The 20,197-nt window shown below is 72.8% G+C and carries 14 protein-coding genes; 7 read left to right on the top strand and 7 right to left on the bottom strand.

The window, feature by feature from the left end; all coding sequences use genetic code 11:
• Nucleotides 1-41: 41 nt before the first annotated feature.
• The 4 genes from AC5L36_RS33760 (at nucleotide 42) to AC5L36_RS33745 (ending at nucleotide 4,797) form a co-directional block, all read left to right on the top strand.
• Entirely contained in the window at nucleotides 42-959 is a 918-nt protein-coding gene (locus tag AC5L36_RS33760; RefSeq protein WP_441222664.1) for an ABC transporter substrate-binding protein, read from the top strand.
• Nucleotides 956-2,116 (top strand): MFS transporter, encoded by a 1,161-nt coding sequence (locus AC5L36_RS33755; RefSeq protein ID WP_441222663.1) that lies wholly within the window; start codon nucleotides 956-958, stop codon nucleotides 2,114-2,116. Before AC5L36_RS33760 ends, AC5L36_RS33755 begins: the two co-directional genes overlap by 4 nt.
• Nucleotides 2,117-2,136: 20 nt before the next feature.
• Entirely contained in the window at nucleotides 2,137-3,159 is a 1,023-nt protein-coding gene (locus AC5L36_RS33750) for a LacI family DNA-binding transcriptional regulator (RefSeq protein WP_441222662.1), read from the top strand.
• 420 nt (nucleotides 3,160-3,579) lie between these two features.
• A complete protein-coding gene (locus AC5L36_RS33745) occupies nucleotides 3,580-4,797 on the top strand; it encodes a cytochrome P450 (RefSeq protein WP_441222661.1) in 1,218 nt (405 codons plus the stop codon).
• Here the strand turns inward: AC5L36_RS33745 and AC5L36_RS33740 are convergent.
• Nucleotides 4,787-5,428, bottom strand: coding sequence for an acVLRF1 family peptidyl-tRNA hydrolase (locus AC5L36_RS33740; RefSeq protein ID WP_441222660.1), 642 nt, complete (start codon nucleotides 5,426-5,428; stop codon nucleotides 4,787-4,789). The genes AC5L36_RS33745 and AC5L36_RS33740 overlap by 11 nt on opposite strands.
• A gap of 28 nt (nucleotides 5,429-5,456) precedes the next feature.
• Between AC5L36_RS33740 and AC5L36_RS33735 the strand changes: the two genes are divergently transcribed.
• Nucleotides 5,457-6,131 carry a DNA alkylation repair protein gene (locus AC5L36_RS33735; RefSeq protein WP_441222659.1) on the top strand — a complete coding sequence of 225 codons (675 nt, stop codon included), beginning with the start codon at nucleotides 5,457-5,459 and terminating at the stop codon, nucleotides 6,129-6,131.
• 61 nt (nucleotides 6,132-6,192) lie between these two features.
• On the top strand, nucleotides 6,193-9,321 hold the full coding sequence (locus tag AC5L36_RS33730) for a penicillin acylase family protein (protein WP_441222658.1): 3,129 nt from the start codon (nucleotides 6,193-6,195) through the stop codon (nucleotides 9,319-9,321).
• A gap of 68 nt (nucleotides 9,322-9,389) precedes the next feature.
• Here AC5L36_RS33730 and AC5L36_RS33725 read toward each other — a convergent pair whose 3' ends face one another.
• Nucleotides 9,390-10,013 carry a LysE family transporter gene (locus AC5L36_RS33725; RefSeq protein WP_441222657.1) on the bottom strand — a complete coding sequence of 208 codons (624 nt, stop codon included), beginning with the start codon at nucleotides 10,011-10,013 and terminating at the stop codon, nucleotides 9,390-9,392.
• Between the two features lie 214 nt (nucleotides 10,014-10,227).
• Here AC5L36_RS33725 and AC5L36_RS33720 point away from each other — a divergent pair, with 214 nt between their 5' ends.
• Entirely contained in the window at nucleotides 10,228-13,140 is a 2,913-nt protein-coding gene (locus tag AC5L36_RS33720; RefSeq protein ID WP_441222656.1) for an AfsR/SARP family transcriptional regulator, read from the top strand.
• Here the strand turns inward: AC5L36_RS33720 and AC5L36_RS33715 are convergent.
• The 5 genes from AC5L36_RS33715 to AC5L36_RS33695 are packed head-to-tail and all read right to left on the bottom strand — an operon-like array spanning nucleotide 13,103 to nucleotide 19,918.
• The gene (locus tag AC5L36_RS33715) at nucleotides 13,103-13,957 is read right to left on the bottom strand and encodes a carbohydrate ABC transporter permease (protein ID WP_441222816.1); all 855 of its coding nucleotides are present in this window, start codon (nucleotides 13,955-13,957) and stop codon (nucleotides 13,103-13,105) included. The two genes, AC5L36_RS33720 and AC5L36_RS33715, sit on opposite strands and share 38 nt — an antisense overlap.
• Nucleotides 13,958-13,977: 20 nt before the next feature.
• Complete coding sequence (locus AC5L36_RS33710; protein WP_441222655.1) at nucleotides 13,978-14,970, bottom strand: ABC transporter ATP-binding protein; 993 nt, start codon at nucleotides 14,968-14,970, stop codon at nucleotides 13,978-13,980.
• The gene (locus AC5L36_RS33705) at nucleotides 14,967-16,283 is read right to left on the bottom strand and encodes an ABC transporter substrate-binding protein (protein ID WP_441222654.1); all 1,317 of its coding nucleotides are present in this window, start codon (nucleotides 16,281-16,283) and stop codon (nucleotides 14,967-14,969) included. The genes AC5L36_RS33710 and AC5L36_RS33705 overlap by 4 nt, the downstream gene beginning before the upstream one ends.
• Nucleotides 16,283-17,095 (bottom strand): carbohydrate ABC transporter permease, encoded by an 813-nt coding sequence (locus AC5L36_RS33700; protein WP_441222653.1) that lies wholly within the window; start codon nucleotides 17,093-17,095, stop codon nucleotides 16,283-16,285. Before AC5L36_RS33700 ends, AC5L36_RS33705 begins: the two co-directional genes overlap by 1 nt.
• A 9-nt stretch (nucleotides 17,096-17,104) precedes the next feature.
• Nucleotides 17,105-19,918, bottom strand: coding sequence for an exo-alpha-sialidase (locus tag AC5L36_RS33695; RefSeq protein ID WP_494909498.1), 2,814 nt, complete (start codon nucleotides 19,916-19,918; stop codon nucleotides 17,105-17,107).
• Nucleotides 19,919-20,197: the final 279 nt, after the last annotated feature.

Below are 20,197 nucleotides of genomic sequence, written 5' to 3'. Positions count from 1 at the left end.
GGCGCGCCGTCGATGCAATCGGTTGCGGTAGGGTGTCGCTCGTGAGGGTCACGCTGCGCTTGGGGGTGTTCAGCCCCTCGGTGCTGCTCGGCGTGGCCGCCGCCACCGGCGCGCTCGACCGGGCCGGCCTCGCCGTCGAGGAGGTGCCGGCCACCTCCTCGACCCAGCAGTTCGCCGCGCTGCTCTCCGGCGAGCTCGACGCGGCGCTGACCAGCCCGGACAATATCTTCGCCCACCCGCACTCGGGCGTGCGCATCCTGGCCGCTGTCGACCGCGGGCTGGGGCTGTCGCTGTTCGCGCGGCCCGGCATCCGCTCCAGCGGCACCGACCCGGGCGCCGGCCTGCGCGGCGGGGTCCTCGCCGTCGACGTGCCGCGCTCCGGCTTCGCCTTCGTGGCCTACGCGCTGCTCGCCCGCCTCGGCCTGCACGCCGGGCTCGACTACGAGGTGCGGCCGATCGGCCCCACACCGCGCCGGGCCGCCGCCCTGGCCGCCGGCGAGTGCACGATGAGCGTGCTCAACGCCGGCAGCGACCTGCGCGCCGAGACCGCCGGCTGCGCCCGGATCGGCCGCGCCTCCGCCCTCGGGCCGTACGTCGGCGCCGTGCTCGCCGCGCCGGCCTCCACTGTGGAGGCCAGCGGACCTTCGCTGCGGGCGCTCACGTCGGTCCTGCTCTCCACCGCCCGCGCGCTCGTCGCCGGCCGGCTGGCCCGCCCCGCCGCGGAGGTCACCGCCGCCCGCCTCGGCCTCGACCCGGACGGCGTGGCCCGATACCTGCGCACGCTCACCGACCCGCGCGAGGGCCTGGTGCCCACCGGCCGCCTCGACAGCCGGGCGCTGGAGACGATCTGCTGGCTGCGCAGCAGCCACGGCGCCGGTGGTCCGGAGCTCGACGCGCTGCTCGCACCCGACTCCGGCCTCGTCGACGAGCGATTCCTCAGTGGACTGTCACCGGCATGAAGCGGCACAACCGGCTGATGCGGTTCACCGCGCTCGCCAGCACGCTCGACAGGTTCGCGATGCCGCCGATGCTGCTGGCCATCTCGCGCGACCTCGACATCCCGGTGGCCGGGGTGGCCAGCGCGGCCGGCGCCTACTTCCTCGCGTACGGCCTCATGCAGCCGGTCTGGGGCCTCGTCAGCAGCCGCATCGGCGTGGTCCGGTCGCTGCGGCTGGCGGTGCTCCTGGCGGCGCTCGCCACCGCCGGCACCGGGCTGGCCACCGACGCCGCGTCACTCGCCGCCTTCCGCCTCGTCGCGGGCGGCGGCTTCAGCGCGGCCGTGCCCGCCGCCCTCTTCTACGCCGGCGCCACCGCGGCGCCGGGCCGGCGGCACCGCGACATCACGGCGCTGATGGCCGGCGTCGCCCTCGGCACGGCCGGAGCGACCGCCGGCGCGGGGGTGCTGGCCGCCACGGCCGGCTGGCGGTCCGCGTTCCTCGTCACCGGCGCGATCGCGGTGGTCGCCTGCCTGGTGCTGGGCCGGGTGCCCGAGCTGCCGGCCCCGCCCGCGGCCGCCGACGGCCTCTTCGCCCCGTTTCGCGCCGTCCTGCGCTCCGGGCCCGCCCGCACGCTCCTCCTCCTGGCCATTGTGGAGGGTGGCATCCTGATGGGCGCGCTGACGTTCCTGCCCGCGGCCGTAAGCGCGACCGGCAGCGGCGCCGCGGTCGCCGGCGGTGTCACCGCGGCGTACGGCGTGGCGGTGCTCGTCTGCGCCCCGATCGTCGGCCGCCTACAGCACCGCGTGCCGGCCGCGGCCCTCATCGCCGCGGGCGCCACGCTGGCCGCGATCGGCTGCGCGCTGGCCGCCGTCACCGCGGCCCCGGCCGCCGCGGCGGTCGTCTGCCTGCTGATCGGCGCGGCCTGGGCCTCGATGCACTCCACCTTCCAGGCCTGGGCCACCGAGGTAGCGCCGGAGGCCGGGCTGGCCTCGGTGTCGCTCTTCGCGTGCGCCCTCTTCACCGGCAGCGCGCTCGGCGCGGTGGCCGGCGGCCCTCCGGTCGAGGCCGGCCGGTTCGGCCTCGTCTACGGGGTGGCCGCGGCTCTCCTGGTGCCCCTCGGGGTGTTGGCGACGGCCGCACGGGCCCGGTGGCGCTCGCCCGCGGTGGTTTCGCCATGACCGGCTCGTACCATTCCAGAGTGCGGCAGCCGACCCTCCAGGACGTCGCGGACAGCGCCCAGGTGCACCGGGCGACCGCCTCGCGCGCGCTCAACCCGGCCACCCGCCACCTCGTCAACGCGGAGACCGCCGACCGGGTGGAGCGGGTGGCACGCTCGCTCGGCTACCGGCCCAACCCGATCGCCCGCAGCCTCAAGACCTCCCGCTCGGCCAGCATCGGCCTGGTCATCCCCGACCTGACCAACCCGCTCTTCCCACCGATCGCGCGCGGCGTCGAAGATGTGCTGCGGCCGGTCGGCTACAGCGCCTGGATCGTCAACACCGACAACGATCCGGCCCGCGAGGCCGACGCCGTCGAGTCGATGCGGGTGCGCAATGTGGAGGGTTTCGTCTTCGCCACCGCCCGGCTGGAGCACCCGCTGCTCGCCGAGCTGGCCGCCGCCGGCAGTCCGGTCGTGCTCGTCAACCGCCGCACCGCCGGCCCCGAGATCCCCTCGGTCACCGCCGACGACGCGACCGGCGTGGCGCTGGCCGTGCGCCACCTGGTCGAGCTGGGCCACGAGCGGATCGCCCACCTGGCCGGCCCGCAAGACCTCTCCACCGGGCGGGGCCGGCTGCGCGCGTTTCGCCAGGCGCTGCAAGACCACGGCCTCCCCGACGACCCGGCGCGGCGCGTCGTCTGTGCATCGTGGACGGAGGCCGCCGGCGCGGAGGCGCTGACCGCGCTGCTCGACTCCGATGTGGACTTCACGGCCGTGCTGGCGGGCAACGACCTGCTCGCGCTCGGCTGCTACGACGCGCTGGCCGCGCGCGGGCTGAGCTGTCCGGGCGACGTGAGCGTGGTGGGCTTCAACGACACCCCCTTCATGGACAAGCTCAGCCCACCGCTGACCACCGTGCGCATCCCCCACTACGAGCTCGGCGCGGAGGCCGCCCGCCTGCTGCTCGCCGAGATCCAGGAGCCGGATCGCCACCCGCGCTCGGTGCTGCTCCCGTTGACGCTCGTCGTCCGCGGCTCCACAGGGCGTCCAAAAAGATTTTGAGCTACCGCGACGTTCGTCGTGGTCGCTGTCCGTCGCTCCCGCGGCCTCACCCATTCGCCGCTGGTCGCGGTTACCCCGTCTCGGCCTCCGGCCCGGGAGCGTCCGTGGCGACTTGTTGCCCCCAGAAGGGCACTTATTCGCCACGGACGGCCAGTGGCACGCGCGAACGGTGAGGGGCGCTGCGCGGTGGCCTCAGCGCGGGGGTTTGGTTGTGTGGCGCGGAGGGTGAGGCCGCGGGAGCGGCGGTCCGGACCACCGCGGACGTCGCGGTAGCTCACGTCTTTGGAATTGGGCTTTCGGGGCGCGAAGGTCGCTGGGCGTCTCGGCGGCATGATCGCAAGCAGCGATCGGACAGATGCGGAAGGTGGACGTGGCCGCGGGGGCCGCCGAGAATTACAGGACGTCGATGAAGGGGCCGCCGTGGAGACCGAGCTCGACTTCAATCCCATGGTCAGCCCGCATCGGGAGGATCCGCACCTGTTCTACCGGGCGGCGCGGGAGCGGCCGGTGGCGTTCAGCAAGTCCATCGGCGCGTACATGGTGAGCCGCTACGCCGACGTCACGGCCGTTCTGGACGACCCGCGGACGTACTCCTCGTCGGCGTCGCTGCCGTGGATCTACGACAACCCGCCCGAGGTGGTCGCCGAGCTGAGGGCCGGCGGCGTGCCGGAGACCACCGTGCTGGTCAACACGGATCCGCCGGCGCACGAGCATGTGCGGGCGCTGACCGAGATCGCGTTCAGCGGGGCGCGGGTGCGGGCGCTGCTGCCGTTGATGCACCGGCGGGCGAACGAGCTGGTCGACGCCTTCTCGACCGGGTCCACCGACCTGGTCAGCGAGTACGCGGCGCCCTTCGTGCAGACGATCATCGGTGCCGTGATCGGGTTTCCGCCCGAGGACAACGCGAGGGTCCATGCCTGGACCGAAGACCTCAACCTGCTGTGGAACCATTTCGTCCCCGTGGAGGACCGGGTTGGCGCCGCGCGGCGGCTCGGCGACTACACGCGGTACCTTCAGGGGCTGATCGAGGAGCGGCGGGCGCACCCGCGTGAAGACATGATCTCGACGCTGATACACGGCGCCGAGGGCCTTCCCGGGCTCAGCGACGACTACCTGCACAACTACATCCGCGGCAAGCGGGTCGCCGGCCTCGACACCACCCGGGACGCGATCACCGCGACCGTGCTGATCGCCCTGCGCGACCCGTCGGTCCGCGCGCAGTTCGCGGCCGACCCCACGCGCACGATCGTGAAGGCCATCGAGGAGACCCTGCGCCGCGACGCGCCGCACCGCGGACTGTTTCGGATCACCACGCGCGAGGTCGAGCTCGGCGGGACGCTGCTGCCGCAGGGGGCGCTGCTGCTGCTCCTCTTCGGCTCGGCCAACCGCGACCCGAGCGTCTTCCCCGAGCCGGACGGCGTCGACCTCGACCGGCCGAACGTCCGCGGTCATGTGGCCTTCGGCAGGGGCCTGCACTTCTGCCCGGGCGCGCCGCTGGCCCGCGCCGAGATCAGGGTGGCCGTGGAGACGCTCTTCGCCCGGCTGCCCGGCCTGCGCCTGGTGGATGGCTACGAGCCGACGTACATCGCGAGCTACTTCTTCCGCGGCCTGGAATCCTTGGACGTCCTCACGGGCTGAGGTGGATCGCCACCGCGCGCGCGGCGCGTACGGCGTCGACCAGGACGGCGTGCCTCGGGTCGGGGACGTGGAGGTGGCGCTCGGCGCGGAGGGCGGCCAGCGGGGCCAGCCTCCGGTCGGCGAGGATCGTGTCGACCGTGCGGCGGTCGCCGCCGCAGACCAGCGCGGCCAGCGCGCCCGCCTCCGGCAGCAGCAGCCGCACGGCCAGGTCAGCGGCGTCGCCGGCGGCCGCCTTGGCCTGGTTTTCGCGGCGGCGGGCGAAGCGCTGCTGCGACCAGCCGCCCGCGGCCGTGCGGCTCTGCACGTAGGAAGTGTCCACCTTGGACGTCTCCAGCTTGTCACCCACCGCGATGCCGAGCGCGGCGGCGCCCTTGCGGGCCAGCAGCAAACCCACGCGTCGCGGCGCGATCGCGGCGGCCACGAACGTCGAGAGGTTGCGGTAGCCGGTGACGCCGGGCGGCGCGTGCAGCTCGGCCGTCTCGCCGTCGTCGGCGCGTAGCGAGACGCCGTAACCGGTCACCGCCGGCTCGATCGAGCCGTGCCGGGCCGCGAAGCCGTCGACCCACCTGGTCAGGCGCTCGGGGTCGACGTCGACCCAGCGCCCACCACCCGCGGCCGGTCGACTGCCCATGGGCCCGACGGTACGGCATGATCGGGCCATGACGCCGCTCGCCACCGAGGTCCTGGGCCGCCTGACCCGGGTGTTCGGCGGCGCGCGCGACCCCGAGCGGGCGCCCGCGATGGCGGCGTACATGCGCGACAAGTTTCCCTTCCTCGGCATCCAGTCGCCGGCGCAGCGGGTGCTCGCGCGGCAGGTGCTCGCCGGGCTCGACCGGCCGGCCGAAGACGACCTGCGCGACGTGGCCGAGGGGTGCTGGGCGCTGCCCGAGCGGGAGTACCAGTACTTCGCCTGCGGCCTGCTGCGCCGGCACGCGCGGGTGTGCTCGGCCGGGTTTCTGGAGACGGCGCGCTTCCTCGTCGTGACCAAGCCGTGGTGGGACACAGTGGACGCGCTCGCGGCGCATCTGGTAGGGCCACTCGTCTCCGCGCATCCGGCGCTCGTGTCCACGATGGACGCCTGGATCGACGACGAGGACATGTGGCTGGTGCGCACCGCGATCCTGCACCAGCTGCGCTACAAGGAGCAGACCGACGTGGCACGGCTGTTCCGCTACTGCACGCGGCAGGCCGGGCACCCTGACTTCTTCGTCCGCAAGGCGATCGGGTGGGCGCTCCGCGAGTACGCCAAGACCGACCCGGCCGCGGTCCGCGCGTACGTCGCCGCGCACCGGCTGGCGCCGCTCTCCACGCGAGAGGCATTGAAGAACCTCTAGGCATGACGGGGTCCGGCAAGTTACTATCCGGTACACGAATGTTCCTCACATATTAACAGTCATGAGGATCGCCATGCGCAGACCCGCCACTCTCCCGGTCCTCGCCGCGACCTTGCTCACCGCGACGACCACCCTCATCGTCCCCGTGCCGGCGGCCGCGAAAGCGCAGGCCGCAGCCGCTGTCCTCGCGGCCGACGACTACTGCCTCGAGCAGTGCTCGGACATCCTCCCGCCCGGACAGAACGGCAACGCCACACTCGTCGAGATCCTCGCCCACCAGGCGCTCGGCACCCGCCCCGCGCACTCGGCCGACCAGATCGACGAGTACGCCAACCTCGTCTACAACTACGCCGGGCTCACCGACGACCAGATCAACACCTACTTCAACAACGCCTCGTTCGGGGTACCCGCGGGGCAGGCCGAGCGGACGTACCAGCCGCGCGCCGACGTGACGGTCGTGCGCGACAAGGCCACCGGCACACCGCACATCACCGGCACCACTCGCTCCGGCACCATGTTCGGGGCCGGGTACGCCGGTGCCGAGGACCGCCTCTTCACCATGGACCTGCTGCGGCACGTGGGTCGCGGCACGCTCACCCCGTTCGCCGGTGGCGCGCCGGGCAACCGCGCGCTGGAGCAGAGCGTCTGGCGCAACTCGCCGTACACCGAGGCGGACCTCCAGGCGCAGATCGCCGCGCTGCGCCAGCAGGGCGCCCGCGGCGAGCAGCTCTACCTGGACGTCGAGGCGTACATCGCGGGCGTCAACGCGTACATCAGCGCCTGCATGGCCGGGCGCAACTGTCCCGGCGAGTACGTACTCACCGGCCACCTCGACGCGATCACCAACGCGGGCGGCCCCGAGCGCTTCACGATGACCGACCTCGTCGCCATCGCCGGTGTCGTCGGCGGGCTCTTCGGCGGTGGCGGCGGCAACGAGATGCAGTCCGCGCTGGTGCGCATCGCCGCGCGCGCCAAGTACGGCCCCACCGAGGGTGACGCGGTGTGGCGGGCGTTCCGCTCGCAGAACGACCCGGAGACCGTGCTGACCCTCCACGACGGGCAGAGCTTCCCGTACGGCTCGGCACCCGACGACGCGCCGAGCGTGGTGACGCCCGACGCCGGCTCCGCCCGTCCCGAACCGGTGGTGCGGGACCAGACCGGCTCGGCCACCGACGGCGCGGTTGCCCTCTCCGAGCTGGCCATCGGCAGCGCGCACCGCGGCATGTCCAACGCGGTCGTCATCTCGGGCCGCAACTCCACCAGCGGCCACCCGATCGCGGTCTTCGGGCCGCAGACCGGCTACTTCTCCCCGCAGCTGCTGCTCATGCAGGAGCTTCAAGGGCCGGGCATCAGCGCCCGGGGCGTCGCGTTCGCCGGCATCAGCCTCTACGTGCTGCTCGGCCGCGGCCAGGACTACGCCTGGAGCGCCACGTCGTCCGTCCAGGACATCACCGACACGTACGCGCTGCCGCTGTGCACCACCGACGGCTCGGCGCCGACGCTCGCCAGCAACCGGTACCTCCACCAGGGACAGTGCAAGGCGATGGAGGAGCTGTCGCACGTCAACTCCTGGAACCCGACCGTCGCCGACAGCACACCGGCCGGCTCGTACCGCATTGTCGCCTGGCGCACGGCGCTCGGCCTCGTCGCGTGGCGGGGCACCGTCGGCGGGCAGCCGTACGCGTTCACCCAACGCCGCTCCACGTACGGGCGGGAGGCGCAGTCGGCGATCGGCTTCCAGATGTACAACGACCCGGCCGTGATGGGGAGTGCGAACGCCTTCCTCACCGCGGCGTCCAACGTGGAGTACGCGTTCAACTGGTTCTACGTCAACTCGACCCAGTCGGCGTACTTCAACTCGGGCCGCAACCCGATACGCGCGGCCAACTCCAACCCCAACCTGCCGATGGCCGCGCAGTACGAGTGGACCGGCTTCGCACCGGCCTCCGCCCACCCGCAGTCGATCGACCAGGACTACTACGTCTCGTGGAACAACAAGCAGGCCCGCGACTTCGGCGCGGCGGACGGCAACTTCAGCTTCGGCTCGGTACACCGCGGCGAGCTGCTGGACACGCCGGTGAAGGCGACGCTGAACGCCGGGCAGAAGTTCGACCGGGCGGGCGTGGTGCGGCTCGTGGAGCACGCGGCCACAGTGGACCTGCGCGGCAAGGAGGTGCTCGACGAGCTGCTGCGGGTCATCGAGAGCCAGCCGGTGACCGACGCCGGTCTCGCCACCGCGGTGAGCCAGCTCAAGGCGTGGCAGCAGGCCGGCGCGACCCGCAAGGAGACCTCGGCCGGGTCGAAGGCGTACCAGCACGCGACCGCGATCCGGGTCTTCGACGCGTGGTGGCCGCTGCTCGTGAGTGGACAGTTCAAGCCAGGGCTCGGTCCCGACCTTTACCAAGCGCTGGTCAACACCCTCCAGATCGATGAGGCGCCCTCCGACAAGGGGTCCCAGCCGCACAAGGGCTCCTCGTTCCAGTACGGCTGGTGGGGCTACGTCGACAAGGACATCCGGCGGGTGCTCGGCGAGCCGGTGCAGGGCGGGCTCGGACGGGCGTACTGCGGCAACGGCGACCTGGCCGCCTGCCGCACGGTGCTGCTCGACACGCTGCGCGCGGCGGCGGCCCAGCCGGCGTCCACCGTGTACCCCGGCGACGAGCACTGCGCCGCCGGCGACCAGTGGTGCGCGGACGCGATCGTGCAGTCGCCGCTCGGCGGCATCACCTCACCCATCATCGCCTGGCAGAACAGGCCCACCTACCAGCAGGTGGTGTCGTTCCCCACCGGGCGGGGGCAGGGCGCCGGCAACCTCGCCGCCGGGCGCCCGGCCACCGCGACCGGCACGCAGTCGCCACACGCGGCGGCGCGGGCGTTCGACGGTGACCCGGGCAGCCGGTGGGCCAGCTCCTGGACCGACAACCAGGCGCTGACCGTCGACTTAGGATCGACCAGGACGGTGGCCCGGGTGATCCTGCGGTGGGAGGCCGCGTACGCGTCCGCGTACCGCGTCGAAACCTCGACCGACGGGGCCACCTGGACCACGGCGTGGTCGACCGCCGCCGGCAACGGCGGCACCGACAACGACACCTTCACCCCGAGAAACGCCCGGTACGTGCGCATGGTCGGCGTGGACCGGGCCACCTCCTACGGCTATTCGCTTTATGAGATGGAGGTGTACTCTGCTTAGGCCGTCTGGTGGCGCGGCCGCCGTCGTGCGTGACTTCCCTGAGCCTGATGGTTCGCTCGCAAGCTCGCTCACGCGGCCGTTCCTACCGCCAGCGCGACGATCAGCGCGCTCGACGCCAGGGCGGTTGCGAGCCGGCCGCGCGGCCCGGTGAGCAACCGCCCGACGAGCGTGCCGCCGCCGGCGATGACGAGTTGCCAGCTCGCCGACGCGAGAAACGCGCCCGCCGCGAACAGCGCCTCTCCCCCGGCGCTCAGGCTGTCGGACGCCTGCCGGCCGAGCACGAGCGCTCCGAAGTAGACGATCGTCATCGGGTTGAGGAGGGTGAGCGCCAGCAGCCCGCCGTACGCCCGCAGCGGTGAGGCGAGGCCGGCGTCGGACCGGGCCGCGCGGGCCGGGTCGCGGTGGTGCCGCACCGCCGTGTAGGCGGTGCGCCCCGCGAGCCCGAGCAGCACGACCACGGCCACCCAGCGCATGGGCGTCGCGGCCGGCTCGATCACGCCGGCGAGGGCCGCCCCGCCCACCACGGCGACGACCGCGTAGAGCCCGTCAGCGGTGGCCACGCCCATGGCCGCGGCGGCACCGACGCGGAACGAGGTGCGTGCCGCCAACCCCATGATCAGGATCGCGATGGCGCCGACCGGCACGGCCACGCCGTACCCGGCGATCACGCCGTCGACGAACGCGCCCGTCATGATCGTGGGTGGGGGATCGCAGCCGGCGGCCCGCCGCGCTGCTGTCGCGTGCCGGCGAGGACGGCACTGACAGGGACGCGGAAGGTTTTCGGCTCGATCACGCCGCCAGTCTGCGTCAACCTCCTGGCGGAGAGCTACCAATTTTTATGGTTGATCGCTGAACCATCTCGTCCCCCGCGCGTGCATCCTGTCGAGGGGTAAGGGGAGCCGGATGGTGACGTTCCGCATTCTCGGTCCGCTGGAGGTGGAGGGGGCGGAGGGCCGGCCCATGCCGCTCACCGCTACCAAGCCGCGCACCCTGCTCGGCCTGCTGCTCCTCCACGCCAACCGGCCGGTCGCCGTGGGCACGCTCACCGACGCGCTCTGGCCGCTCAAGCCCCCGCGGACGGCCGCCGGTGCGCTCCGCACGCACGTCTCCAACCTGCGCACCTCGCTCCACCTGACCGGGCTGACCGCGCGCCCGCCCGGGTACCAGATCCAGGTCGACCCGTACGACCTGGACATGCTGCTCTTCGACCGGCTCGCCGGGGAAGGGCACCGGGCGGCGGCCCGGGGCGAGCTGGCAACCGCGGCCGACCGGTGGGAGCGTGCGCTCAGCCTGTGGCGCGGCCGCCCCCTCGACGGGCTGGAGCTCGGCGCCGCGGCCGACTCCACCCTGGCCGACCTCGGCGAGCGGCGGCTCACCGTGCTGGAGCACTGGGCGCAGGCCCGCCTCGCGCTCGCCGAGCACGCCGATACGCTGCCCGCCCTCGCCGCGGCCGCCGCCGAGCAGCCGCTGCGCGAGCGGCTGCACGAGCTGACGATGCTCGCCCTCTACCGGTCCGGGCGGCAGGCGGAGGCACTGGAGACGTTCCGCCAGCTGCGGCGGCGGCTCGTGGCCGACCTCGGTGTCGAGCCCGGCCAGGCGCTGCAACGGCTCCAGCGCCAGATCCTCTCCGCCGACCCGGCACTCGACCCGCCCGGGGAAAACCGGGCCGCAAGCTCCGGACCGGTCGCACCGCGACAGCTGCCGCCGGACATCGCCGCGTTCACCGGGCGGCACCGCGAGGTGACCGCCGCCCGCTCCCGGCTCGCCGCCACCCCGCTGCGTCCCGCGCCGCTCGTCGCGATCGCCGGGCCGGGCGGGATCGGCAAGTCGGCCCTCGCGGTGTACCTGGCGCACCGGCTCGCCCACCACTTCTCGGACGGCCAGCTCTACGTCGATCTCCAGGGCGCCACCGCCGGGCTGCGGCCGCTGCCGCCGCTGGAGGTGCTCGGCCGCTTCCTGCGCGCGCTCGGTGTCCGGGACACCGATATGACCACAGTGGACGAGGCGAGCGGCGCTTTCCGAGCGGCCGCGGCCGGGCGCCGGCTGCTCGTCGTGCTGGACAACGCACACGACGCCGAGCAGGTGCGCCCGCTGCTGCCCGCCGGCCCGCACACCGCCGTCCTGCTGACCAGCCGGCCGGTGCTGTCCACTCTGGACAACGCGACCCACGTACACCTCGACGTGCTGCCGCCGGCCGAGGCGATGCTGCTGCTGAGCCGCCTCGCGGGCGCCGACCGGGTGGCCGCCGACCCGGGCGGCGCGCAGCGGGTGGCCACCTGGTGCGGCTGCCTCCCCCTCGCCCTGCGGATCGCCGGCGCCCGGCTCGCCGCGCGCCCGTCCTGGCCGGTGCGCGAGCTGGCCGACCGGCTCTCCGACACCCGGCGCCGCCTCGACGAGCTGCGCTTCGGCGAGCTGGGCGTGCGCTCCAGCTTCCAGGTCAGCTACGAGCTGCTGCGCGACGGCGCGGAGGCGGACGACCGCGCGGCGGCCCGGGCGTTTCCGCTCATCGCCCTCCCGGACGCGGCCGACCTGAGCCTGCCGGCGGCCGCCGCGCTCCTCGACCTGCCGCTCGTCGAGGCCGAGCGGATCCTCGACCGGCTGGTCGACTGCCAGCTCCTCGCCAGCCCGGCGCCCGGTCGCTTCCGCCTGCACGACCTGCTCCGGCTGTTCGGCCGGTCGGTCGCCGAACCGGACGCGGCCGCGATGGTCCGGCTCCTGCGCTGGTACTCGGCGACGGCCTGGCAGGCGTTCCGGCTGCTGCGCCCCGCCGACGCGCGGCCGGCGACCGCCGGCGAGTGGGCCGAGGGCGGCACGTCCTTCCCCGACGTGGAGGCCGCCCTCGCCTGGCTGGAGTCCGAACGCGCGAACCTGCTCGCGGCCGTACATCAGGTCGCGGAAACCCCCACGCTGCCCGCGGCGGCGGCGACGAGCCTGGCCCGCGCGCTGTTCGCGTTCTTCCACGTGCGCGGCTACCTCAACGACTGGGTCGAGGTCAACGAGGCGGCCCGCACCGTCGCCCGCCGCACCGGCGACCCGATCGCGGAGGCACACGCGAGCCGCGACCTGGGAGCGGCGTTCGAGGTGCGCGGCGAGTACCCGAAGGCGCTGGACAGCCTGCGCGAGGCCATGGACCGCTACGCCGCCGCCGGCGACCGGCCCGGCGAAGCCGCCTGCCTCAACGGGCTCGGCACGGTGTACGACAGCCTCGGCCAGCTCGGCGAGGCGGCCACCTGCCTGGAACGGAGCCTCGCCATCAGCCGCGCCCTGGACGACCGGCACAGCGCGGCGATCAGCCTCAACAACCTCGGCGAGGTCTACTGTGGACTCGACGAGCGGGCCCGCGCGGTGGATAGCCTGCGCGAGGCGCTCGACATCTTCCGCGGCACCGGAAACCGGCGCAGCCAGGCGGCCGTGCTGAGCAACCTGGCTCAGGTGTACGAGCGGCAGGGCGCGTACGCCGAGGCGCAGGCGTGCTACGAGGAGAGCTACGCCGGCTTCGTCGACCTGGGTGTCGCGGTCGGCCAGGCGACCGTGCTGTCCCAGCTCGGCCGGGTGCACCGCCTGCGCGGCCGGCACACCGAGGCGCTCGACCGCCTGGGCACCGCGCTGGAGCTCGCCGAGAAGGTGGACGAACGCCGCAGCGCGGCCGTCTGCCTCCGCGAGCTGGGCATCACCCACGAGGAGCTCGGCGAGCACTCGACCGCGCGGGAGGCGTGGCGGCGGGCGCTGGCCATCTTCGAGGCACTCGGTGTCCCCGAGGCCGACGAGGTGCGCGCCACGCTCAGCGCCAGCGGCGCAGCAGGCGCCATTGGAGGATGACCGCCGCGACGGTCAGGAGCAGCATCACCACCGTGGCCGCCGAGGCGTAGCCGTAGCGCAGGTACTCGAAGGCGTTGCGGTAGACGAACAGGGACAGGTACGTGGTGGCGTACGGTGGCGGGCCGCCGTCGGTGACGACCAGCGCCGGCACGAACGACACCTGGAAGCTCAGGATCGTGTCCCGCACCAGGAGCAGCCCGAGCACCGGCGCGACGAGTGGCAGCGTGACGCGGCGGAAGACGTCCCAGGGCGTGGCGTCCTCGACCGCCGCGAGCTCGTACACCTCGGGCGGCAGCACCAGCCGCGCGGCGAGCAGCACCAGAAACGACTCGCCGATGGTGAAGAGGCTCATGATGATGATCGCGGCCCGGGCGTCGGTCGGGTCGGTCAGCCACTGCGGCGGCGTGCGGCCGAGCGCGGTCAGGCCGTTTTCGCCGCCGACCCGCAGCAGCTGGTTGACGGGGCCGTGGAGCGGGTTGAAGAGCCAGAGCCACAGCAGGCCGTACGCCACCTCCGGCACCGCCGTGGGCAGGGCGGCCACGGTCCGGGCGGTGCCGACACCGCGCGCCCGCCGGTGCAGCAGCAGGGCCAGGCCCAGGGCGATGAGGAGCCGCAAGGGTACCGCCACCGCCGCGAACACCAGCGAGTTGAGCAGCGCGGTGCGGAAGATGCCGTCACCGGCCAGCTCGGTGAAGTTTCCGGTGCCGGTCCACCGCGGCGGCTGGACGAGATCGTAGTCGGCGAACGCCAGCGCGACCGTCACGGCGGCCGGCAGCAGGACGAGAGCGACGAGCCCGATGGCGTACGGCGCGAGCATGAAGCCGAGCTGGCGACGACTCATACGCGGATGCCGGTGGCGGCGTCGAAGACGTGGACGGCTCCCTCTCTGACGGTGACGAACGTTTCGCCGCCCGGCCTTTCCGTCGCCGGGACCCGGGCAACGACCGAGTGCTCGCCCAGTCTCAAGTAGACATGCGCGTCCTCCCCGACGACCTCGATCCGCTCGACCCGTGCCTCGACGCCGGAGGAGCCGAGGCGGAGCGCGCCTGGCCTGATCCCGATCAGGGTGCCCGGCGGGGCGAGGCCGGGCAGCGGACCGTCGGACGGCAGCAGGTTCATCGCGGGCGAGCCGACGAAGCGGGCCACGAACGTCGTCGCCGGCGCGTCCCAGATCTCGTCCGGCGTGCCGACCTGCTCGATCCGCCCCTCGCGGAGCACCGCGATCCGGTCGCCGAGCACGAGCGCCTCGACCTGGTCGTGGGTGACGTGCAGCGTGGCGCCGCCGACCCGGGCGTGCAGCGCCTTCAGCTCGGCGCGCATCTCGACCCGCAGCTCGGCGTCCAGATTGGACAGTGGCTCGTCGAGCAGGAAGACGTCCGGCTCGCGCACCAGCGCACGCGCCAGCGCCACCCGCTGCCGCTCGCCGCCGGAAAGCTGCCCCGGCCGGCGGTCGAGCAGGTGTCCACAGCCGACGGTGTCCGCCGCCCGCCGGGCCCGTTCGACCGCCTCCGCCTTCGGTACGTCCCGCACGACGAGGCCGAAGGCGATGTTTTCCACGGCGGTCAGGTGCGGGAAGAGCGCGTACGACTGGAACACCATCGCCACGTTGCGCAGGCCCGGCCGCAGCCGGGTGACGTCGCGCTCGCCGATCGCCACCCGGCCGGCCGACACCGGCGTCAGGCCGGCCACCGCACGCAGCAATGTGGACTTGCCGGCGCCGGACGGGCCGAGCACCACGAGCAGCTCGTCGCGGGCCACCGTGAGGTCGACGCCGTGCAGCACCTCCCGCGCGCCGTGCGCCACCCGCACGCCCTCCAACGCCACCGTCATGGCGCCACGCCGCGGGCGAAGATGGGCCGGGTCTCCTCGTCCAGCTGGCGGATCACGTCGTCGAGCCGGTCACCGCGATAGAGCGCGTTTTCCAGGATGCCGCCCGTGACGTCCTCGATCTCCGGCCAGGTGGAGATGGTCGGCACCCGCCGGATGGTCGGCACCGCGTCCAGGAAGACCTGCGCGTTGCGCGGGGGCTGTGCCGGGTCGAGGAAGGCTGGCGACTTGGAGACCGCGATGTTCGACGGCACGGTCCGCCCGGTGGCGGCGACGGTCCGCTGCCCCTCCGGCCCGATCGCGTACTCCAGGAACCGCCAGGCCGCGTCCTTGGCCTTCGAGCCGCTCGTGATGCAGTACGCGTCGGAGTGCAGGATGCCGGCCTGCTGCTTGCCGTACATCGGCATCGGCGCGACGTCCCACTCGAAGTTCTCGACCGTGCGGAACGTCGTGGTGACCCGGCGGGACGACAGCAGCATCGCGAGCCGGCCGTTGCTGAAGCGGGTCTCGTCGTCTTCCGCCTCGACCTCCTCGTCGGTCGGCACCACCCCGTACGCGAGGCGCAGCGCCACGAAGTCGCGGAGCGCGTCCTTGGCCGGGCTGGCGTCGAACGTGAACCGGGTCGGCTTGCGCTCGTCGTCGACGATCTGGCCGCCGGCCGACCACACGAGCGGTGCGATCCGGATCAGCGTGGGCTCGACGCCCAGGCCATGCACGGCGACCCGGGCGCTGCCGCCCTCCGACTCGGTGCCGCGCACGATCGCGCCGCTCGCGTTGCGGGTCATCGCGGTGGCGGTGGTCACCAGGTCGTTCCAGGTCCAGCCGGTCTTCGGCTCGGCGACGCCGAACTTCTGGAACAGCGTGCGGTTGTAGTACACGGCGAGGCTCGACACGTTCTGCGGCAGGCACAGCTGGCGCCCCTGCCACCGGAACGCCTCGGTCGCCTGAGGATAGAGGTCGGCGAGCTTGACCACAGTGGACTTGGCCAACCGGTCGTCGAGCGGCTCGACCGCGTTCTTCGCGGCGAACTGGCCGTAGAACCGGTAGTTCATCAGGAACACGTCCGGCGGGGAGCCGCCCGCGATCGACGTGGAGAGGCGGGTGACGAGGTCTTCCCGGTCGCTCGCCTCGACGAGCTGCACCCGCGCGCCGGACGACGCCTTGGCGTACGCGTCGACGAGCGTGCGGTACGCCTGTAGCTCCTCCGGGGCGCCGAAGACCAGCAGCCGGACGGTCTGCGGGGTGTCCGCGGTCTCGCCGCCACCGCACCCGGCGAGGAGGACGGCCGCGGCGAGTAGCGCGGTGAGCTTTCGCATCAGGTCTCCCGGTACTGGTGGACGTGGAGGTGGCGGAGAGCGTGCCGCTGGACCAGGGCGAACACCACGAGCGGCGGGATCGTGGTGAGCACCGCGCCGGCCAGGAAGACCGGGAAGTTCGTCGGGTCCAGTGTGGACAATGAGCGGAGCGCGAGCGGCAGCGTGAAGAGGTCGCGGTCGTAGACGTACACGAGCGGGTCGAGGAAGTTGGACCAGGTGAGCACGAACGTCAGCGCCGCGACCGCCGCCGTCACCGGCCGCACCAGCGGCATGCCCACCCGCCACCAGGTGCGCAGCGGCGACAGATCCTCCAGCCGGCAGACGTCGTACAGGTCAGCCGGGAGCGTCCGGAAGGCGAGGTAGAACACGAGCGGGTAGAGGGGCGAGGTGGCCAGTAGCGCGGGCGCGACGAGCGGGGCGAGCGTGTCGGTCAGGCCGAGCGCCCGAAACAGCGCGAAGCGCGGCACCAGCAGCGCGGTGGCCGGTGCCGCCAGGGCGGCGAGCGAGGCGACTACCACGGCGGTGGTGACCCGGCGCGGCAGCTGGGTCATGGCAAACCCGGCCAGCGACGCCACGAGCACGCTGACCGGCACCGCGATCGCCGCCACGACCGCGGAGTTGAGGCCGGCGCGCACGAGGCCGCCGAGGTCGATCGCCTGGCGATACCCCTCCATGGAGAGTGGATCGGGGACGAGCTGCGGACCCGGCGGGGGCGGCAGCCCCGGCTCGCGGAGTGACCCGGCCACCAGCATGAGCAGTGGCGGCAGGAACACCGCGACGACGGCTACCGCCCCGACGGTGCGCAGCCTCATCCTTTCTGATCAGGCAAGGTTGAGCCGCCACGCGGACAGGCCGTGGGTGGCCGCGTACAGGATCCGCTTGCCCGGGAGGATCGTCAGGCCGGCGACCTCCACATTGGGCATCCCCGGCGCCGCCTTCGTCCACGTCGTCGTGCCGGCCGCGTTGCGCAGCACGCCGAAGTCGGTGGAGGCGTAGAGGTCGCCGTTGACGTCGTCGCGCACCAGGTCGGTGACCGGGATGTCGCCGAAGTCGTACGACCGGTCGACCCACGTGGAGGTGCCCGCGGTCGGATCGAACGTGACCTCGAAGACGTGACCCGGCGTCGTCGTGGTGTTGACGTTGTAGCCGCTGTACGAGATCCAGGCGTGGTTGCCGTTCTTCGGGTCGACGTAGATGCTGCTGACGAACCGGCCCGGTGCCGGCGCGTCGTCGTCGACCCGGGTCCAGGTCACCGCCGACGCCGGCTCGGCGTCCACGTTGGACGTGACGAAGACGCGCCCGGTGGTCGTGGCGGCCCAGGCGCTCGACGTGTTGGCCGTCGTCCGCTCGATCGCCGCGACCGCCCCGCCGGCCCGGTCACCCCAGAACGGGTCGACGAGCCGGTTGGGCCCGAGCTCCGCCCAGTCGCCGCAGTCTTCCTCGAAGGTGCCGGTCCAGGTGTTGCAGATCCGGTTGGCTTCGGCCAGGCTGCGGTCGCCGAGCCCGAACGTCTTGGTCCGGTACGCCGTGCGGCCCGTGCCGGCGAACATCGTGCCGCTCACCTTCGGGTCGCTGATCACCGGCGAGTAGAACTGCGAGCCGGCCTGCCCGGCGAGCGGGTCGGCCGTGTAGATCCAGTCGGCCGTCGCGCCGTTGTTGAAGTTCACTTCAGGTGTCGTGTCGTTGTAGGTGTGGAACCGGAAGTTCTTCACCTTGACGTCGAAGCCGGACTGCCCGCCGTCACCGATGATGGTGTTGAGCCACAGCCGGCGGTTGCCGTAGTTTTCCCAGGTGCCGTTGTCCTGCGTGCCGCCCTGGAGCAGCTCGGGGTTGTGCGGGCTGACCGACAGGCTCATAAACTGCAATGTGGACAGTCCGGAGTTGACGCCGTCCAGTCTGGACGGGATGCGGGAGAGCATCTGCCGGCACCGCACCAGCTGAGGCGCGGTCAGCTCGCGCCGCGGGTTGTCACACCAGGCCGAGCGGTCGACGAACGTGCCGCTGGAGCGCATCACGCCGCCGTCGTTGGCCTCGAAGAACTGGAACGGGTTGCGCGGATGGGTGACGATGTCGTGCTGGTCCGGGTGCAGGCCGTTCGGGTGCAGCTCGTCGGTGCCGTCGAACGTCATGTCGGTGCCGGTGAGGCCGGCGTCGGTGGAGAGCACCACCGCCCGCTTGTTGGCGATCGTCTCGCCGTACGAGTACGACCCGCCCGCGTACACGATGTCGGGGTGGCCGTCGGGCGTGTGGATGAACACGTCGTACCAGCACTGCCCACCGCAGAGGTTGTACCAGGCGTAGCCCGGGTCGGCGACGTTGGCACTGGTCAGATCGGTGAAGGTGGGCGCGCCCGTGGCCACGTCGTCGCTGCGCAGCATCCGCGCGTACGGCGTGCCGGTGTTGCCCTCGTAGACGTACATACGGGTCTTGCCGTTGGCCAGCCGCGTGACGTCGAACGCCGGACGGGTCTGGATGATCGCCGGGTTGAGCGACTCCTTGATCTGCGTCCAGGTCGCGCCCGCGTCGTTGGAGCGCCAGATGCCCCGCGCGTACGAGGAGGCGTACACGATGTTGGAGTTGGCCGGGTCGAGCTCGACGGTGCGCACGCCGCGCGGCGAGCAGGTCGAGCCGTTGGCGAACTCGGTCGCGCTGCCGGTGCAGTCGGCCGCGTTGACCGACCCGTTGTGGATGAACGCGAACGTGCGCCCGCCGTCGGTCGACTTGTAGAGCCCCCACTTCGCCGCGCCGGGGGTGGGCCGGGTGACGCCGGTGCAGCAGACGCTCGACATGCCGGTGAGCGCTGTCGTCGTGGCGACGTACAGGGTGCGCGGGTCGCCCGGCTTGATCACGATCTCGCCGACGCCCTTGCCGCCCAGCTCCGCCTTGCCCAGCGGCCCGATCCAGGTGCGGCCCGCGTTGGTCGACTTGTAGAGGCCGACGCCCGCGCCGCAGCCGGAGCCGCAGGTGTTGGCCTCGCCGGTGCCGAGCCAGACCGTGTTGCGGCTCGGGTCGTTCTTGTCGATCGTCACCGCGCCCGCGGTGTTGATGTCGAGCGGCCCGGCCAGGTATTTCCACTCCGGCTGCCGGCGCAGGATGTCGTCGGTGCGCCAGATGCCGCCGCCGGCCGGCGTGATGTACGCCCGGCAGTTGCCCGGCCAGCACCGGTCACTCAGGGCGATCGAGGTGGTGCGCCCACCCGCCACGTAGTCGTTGGGCACGTAGTTGAAGGAGTCGCGCAGCGGCGTGTCCGGGTAGAGCGCCTGGCTCGGCCCGACCGGCAGCCAGGTGCCCTTCTTCGCCTTGCCGCGCGGAAAGCCACGGTTGTGCGAGGTGACGAACGCGCGCTTGGCCCCGTCGATCTCGGTGACCGCGACCGCGCTGTCGGGGTAGGCCCGCTTGAGGTACTCCGCCGCCGCCGCCGAGCCCGGCCCTTCGAGGGCCATGCCACTGTTGCCGGGCATGGCCTGGCGGCGCTGCTCGAGATGCTTGGCGAGCGCGGTGGGCGCCTCCGCCTCACCCGTCACCGCGGCGGGCGTGGCCGGCGCACCGGCGTAATGGAGAGCCACGATGCCGGCCGAGAGGACCAGCACCCCGGCCGAGAAAGCTGCGAGAGACTGACGACGTCGTCGGGTCACCGGGATCCCCTTCCCTGCTGCCGCCGCCGCGCAGCGAGCAGCAGAGATCGTCGGCCGTCGCTGGCAGCGCTATCCAGCAATCTTTCAGAGAAGACCCACGAGGTACAAGGATGGGGATGTAACGATCCCGAGTCACCACCGGCCCAGGCCGCTTCAGCCAGCCCGACCCACCCAAGACCGAGATCCTTTGGGCTACCGCGACGATGCTCCTATGGTTGTCAAGCGGCGGGGTCAGGGTCGTTTGTTGTGATGATTTGGTAGAGCTCGCGGGCGATGTAC

Source organism: Phytohabitans sp. LZ39, assembly GCF_059359075.1.
Note: the sequence above shows the minus strand (reverse complement) of the source record. Positions and strands in the feature narration are given on the sequence as shown.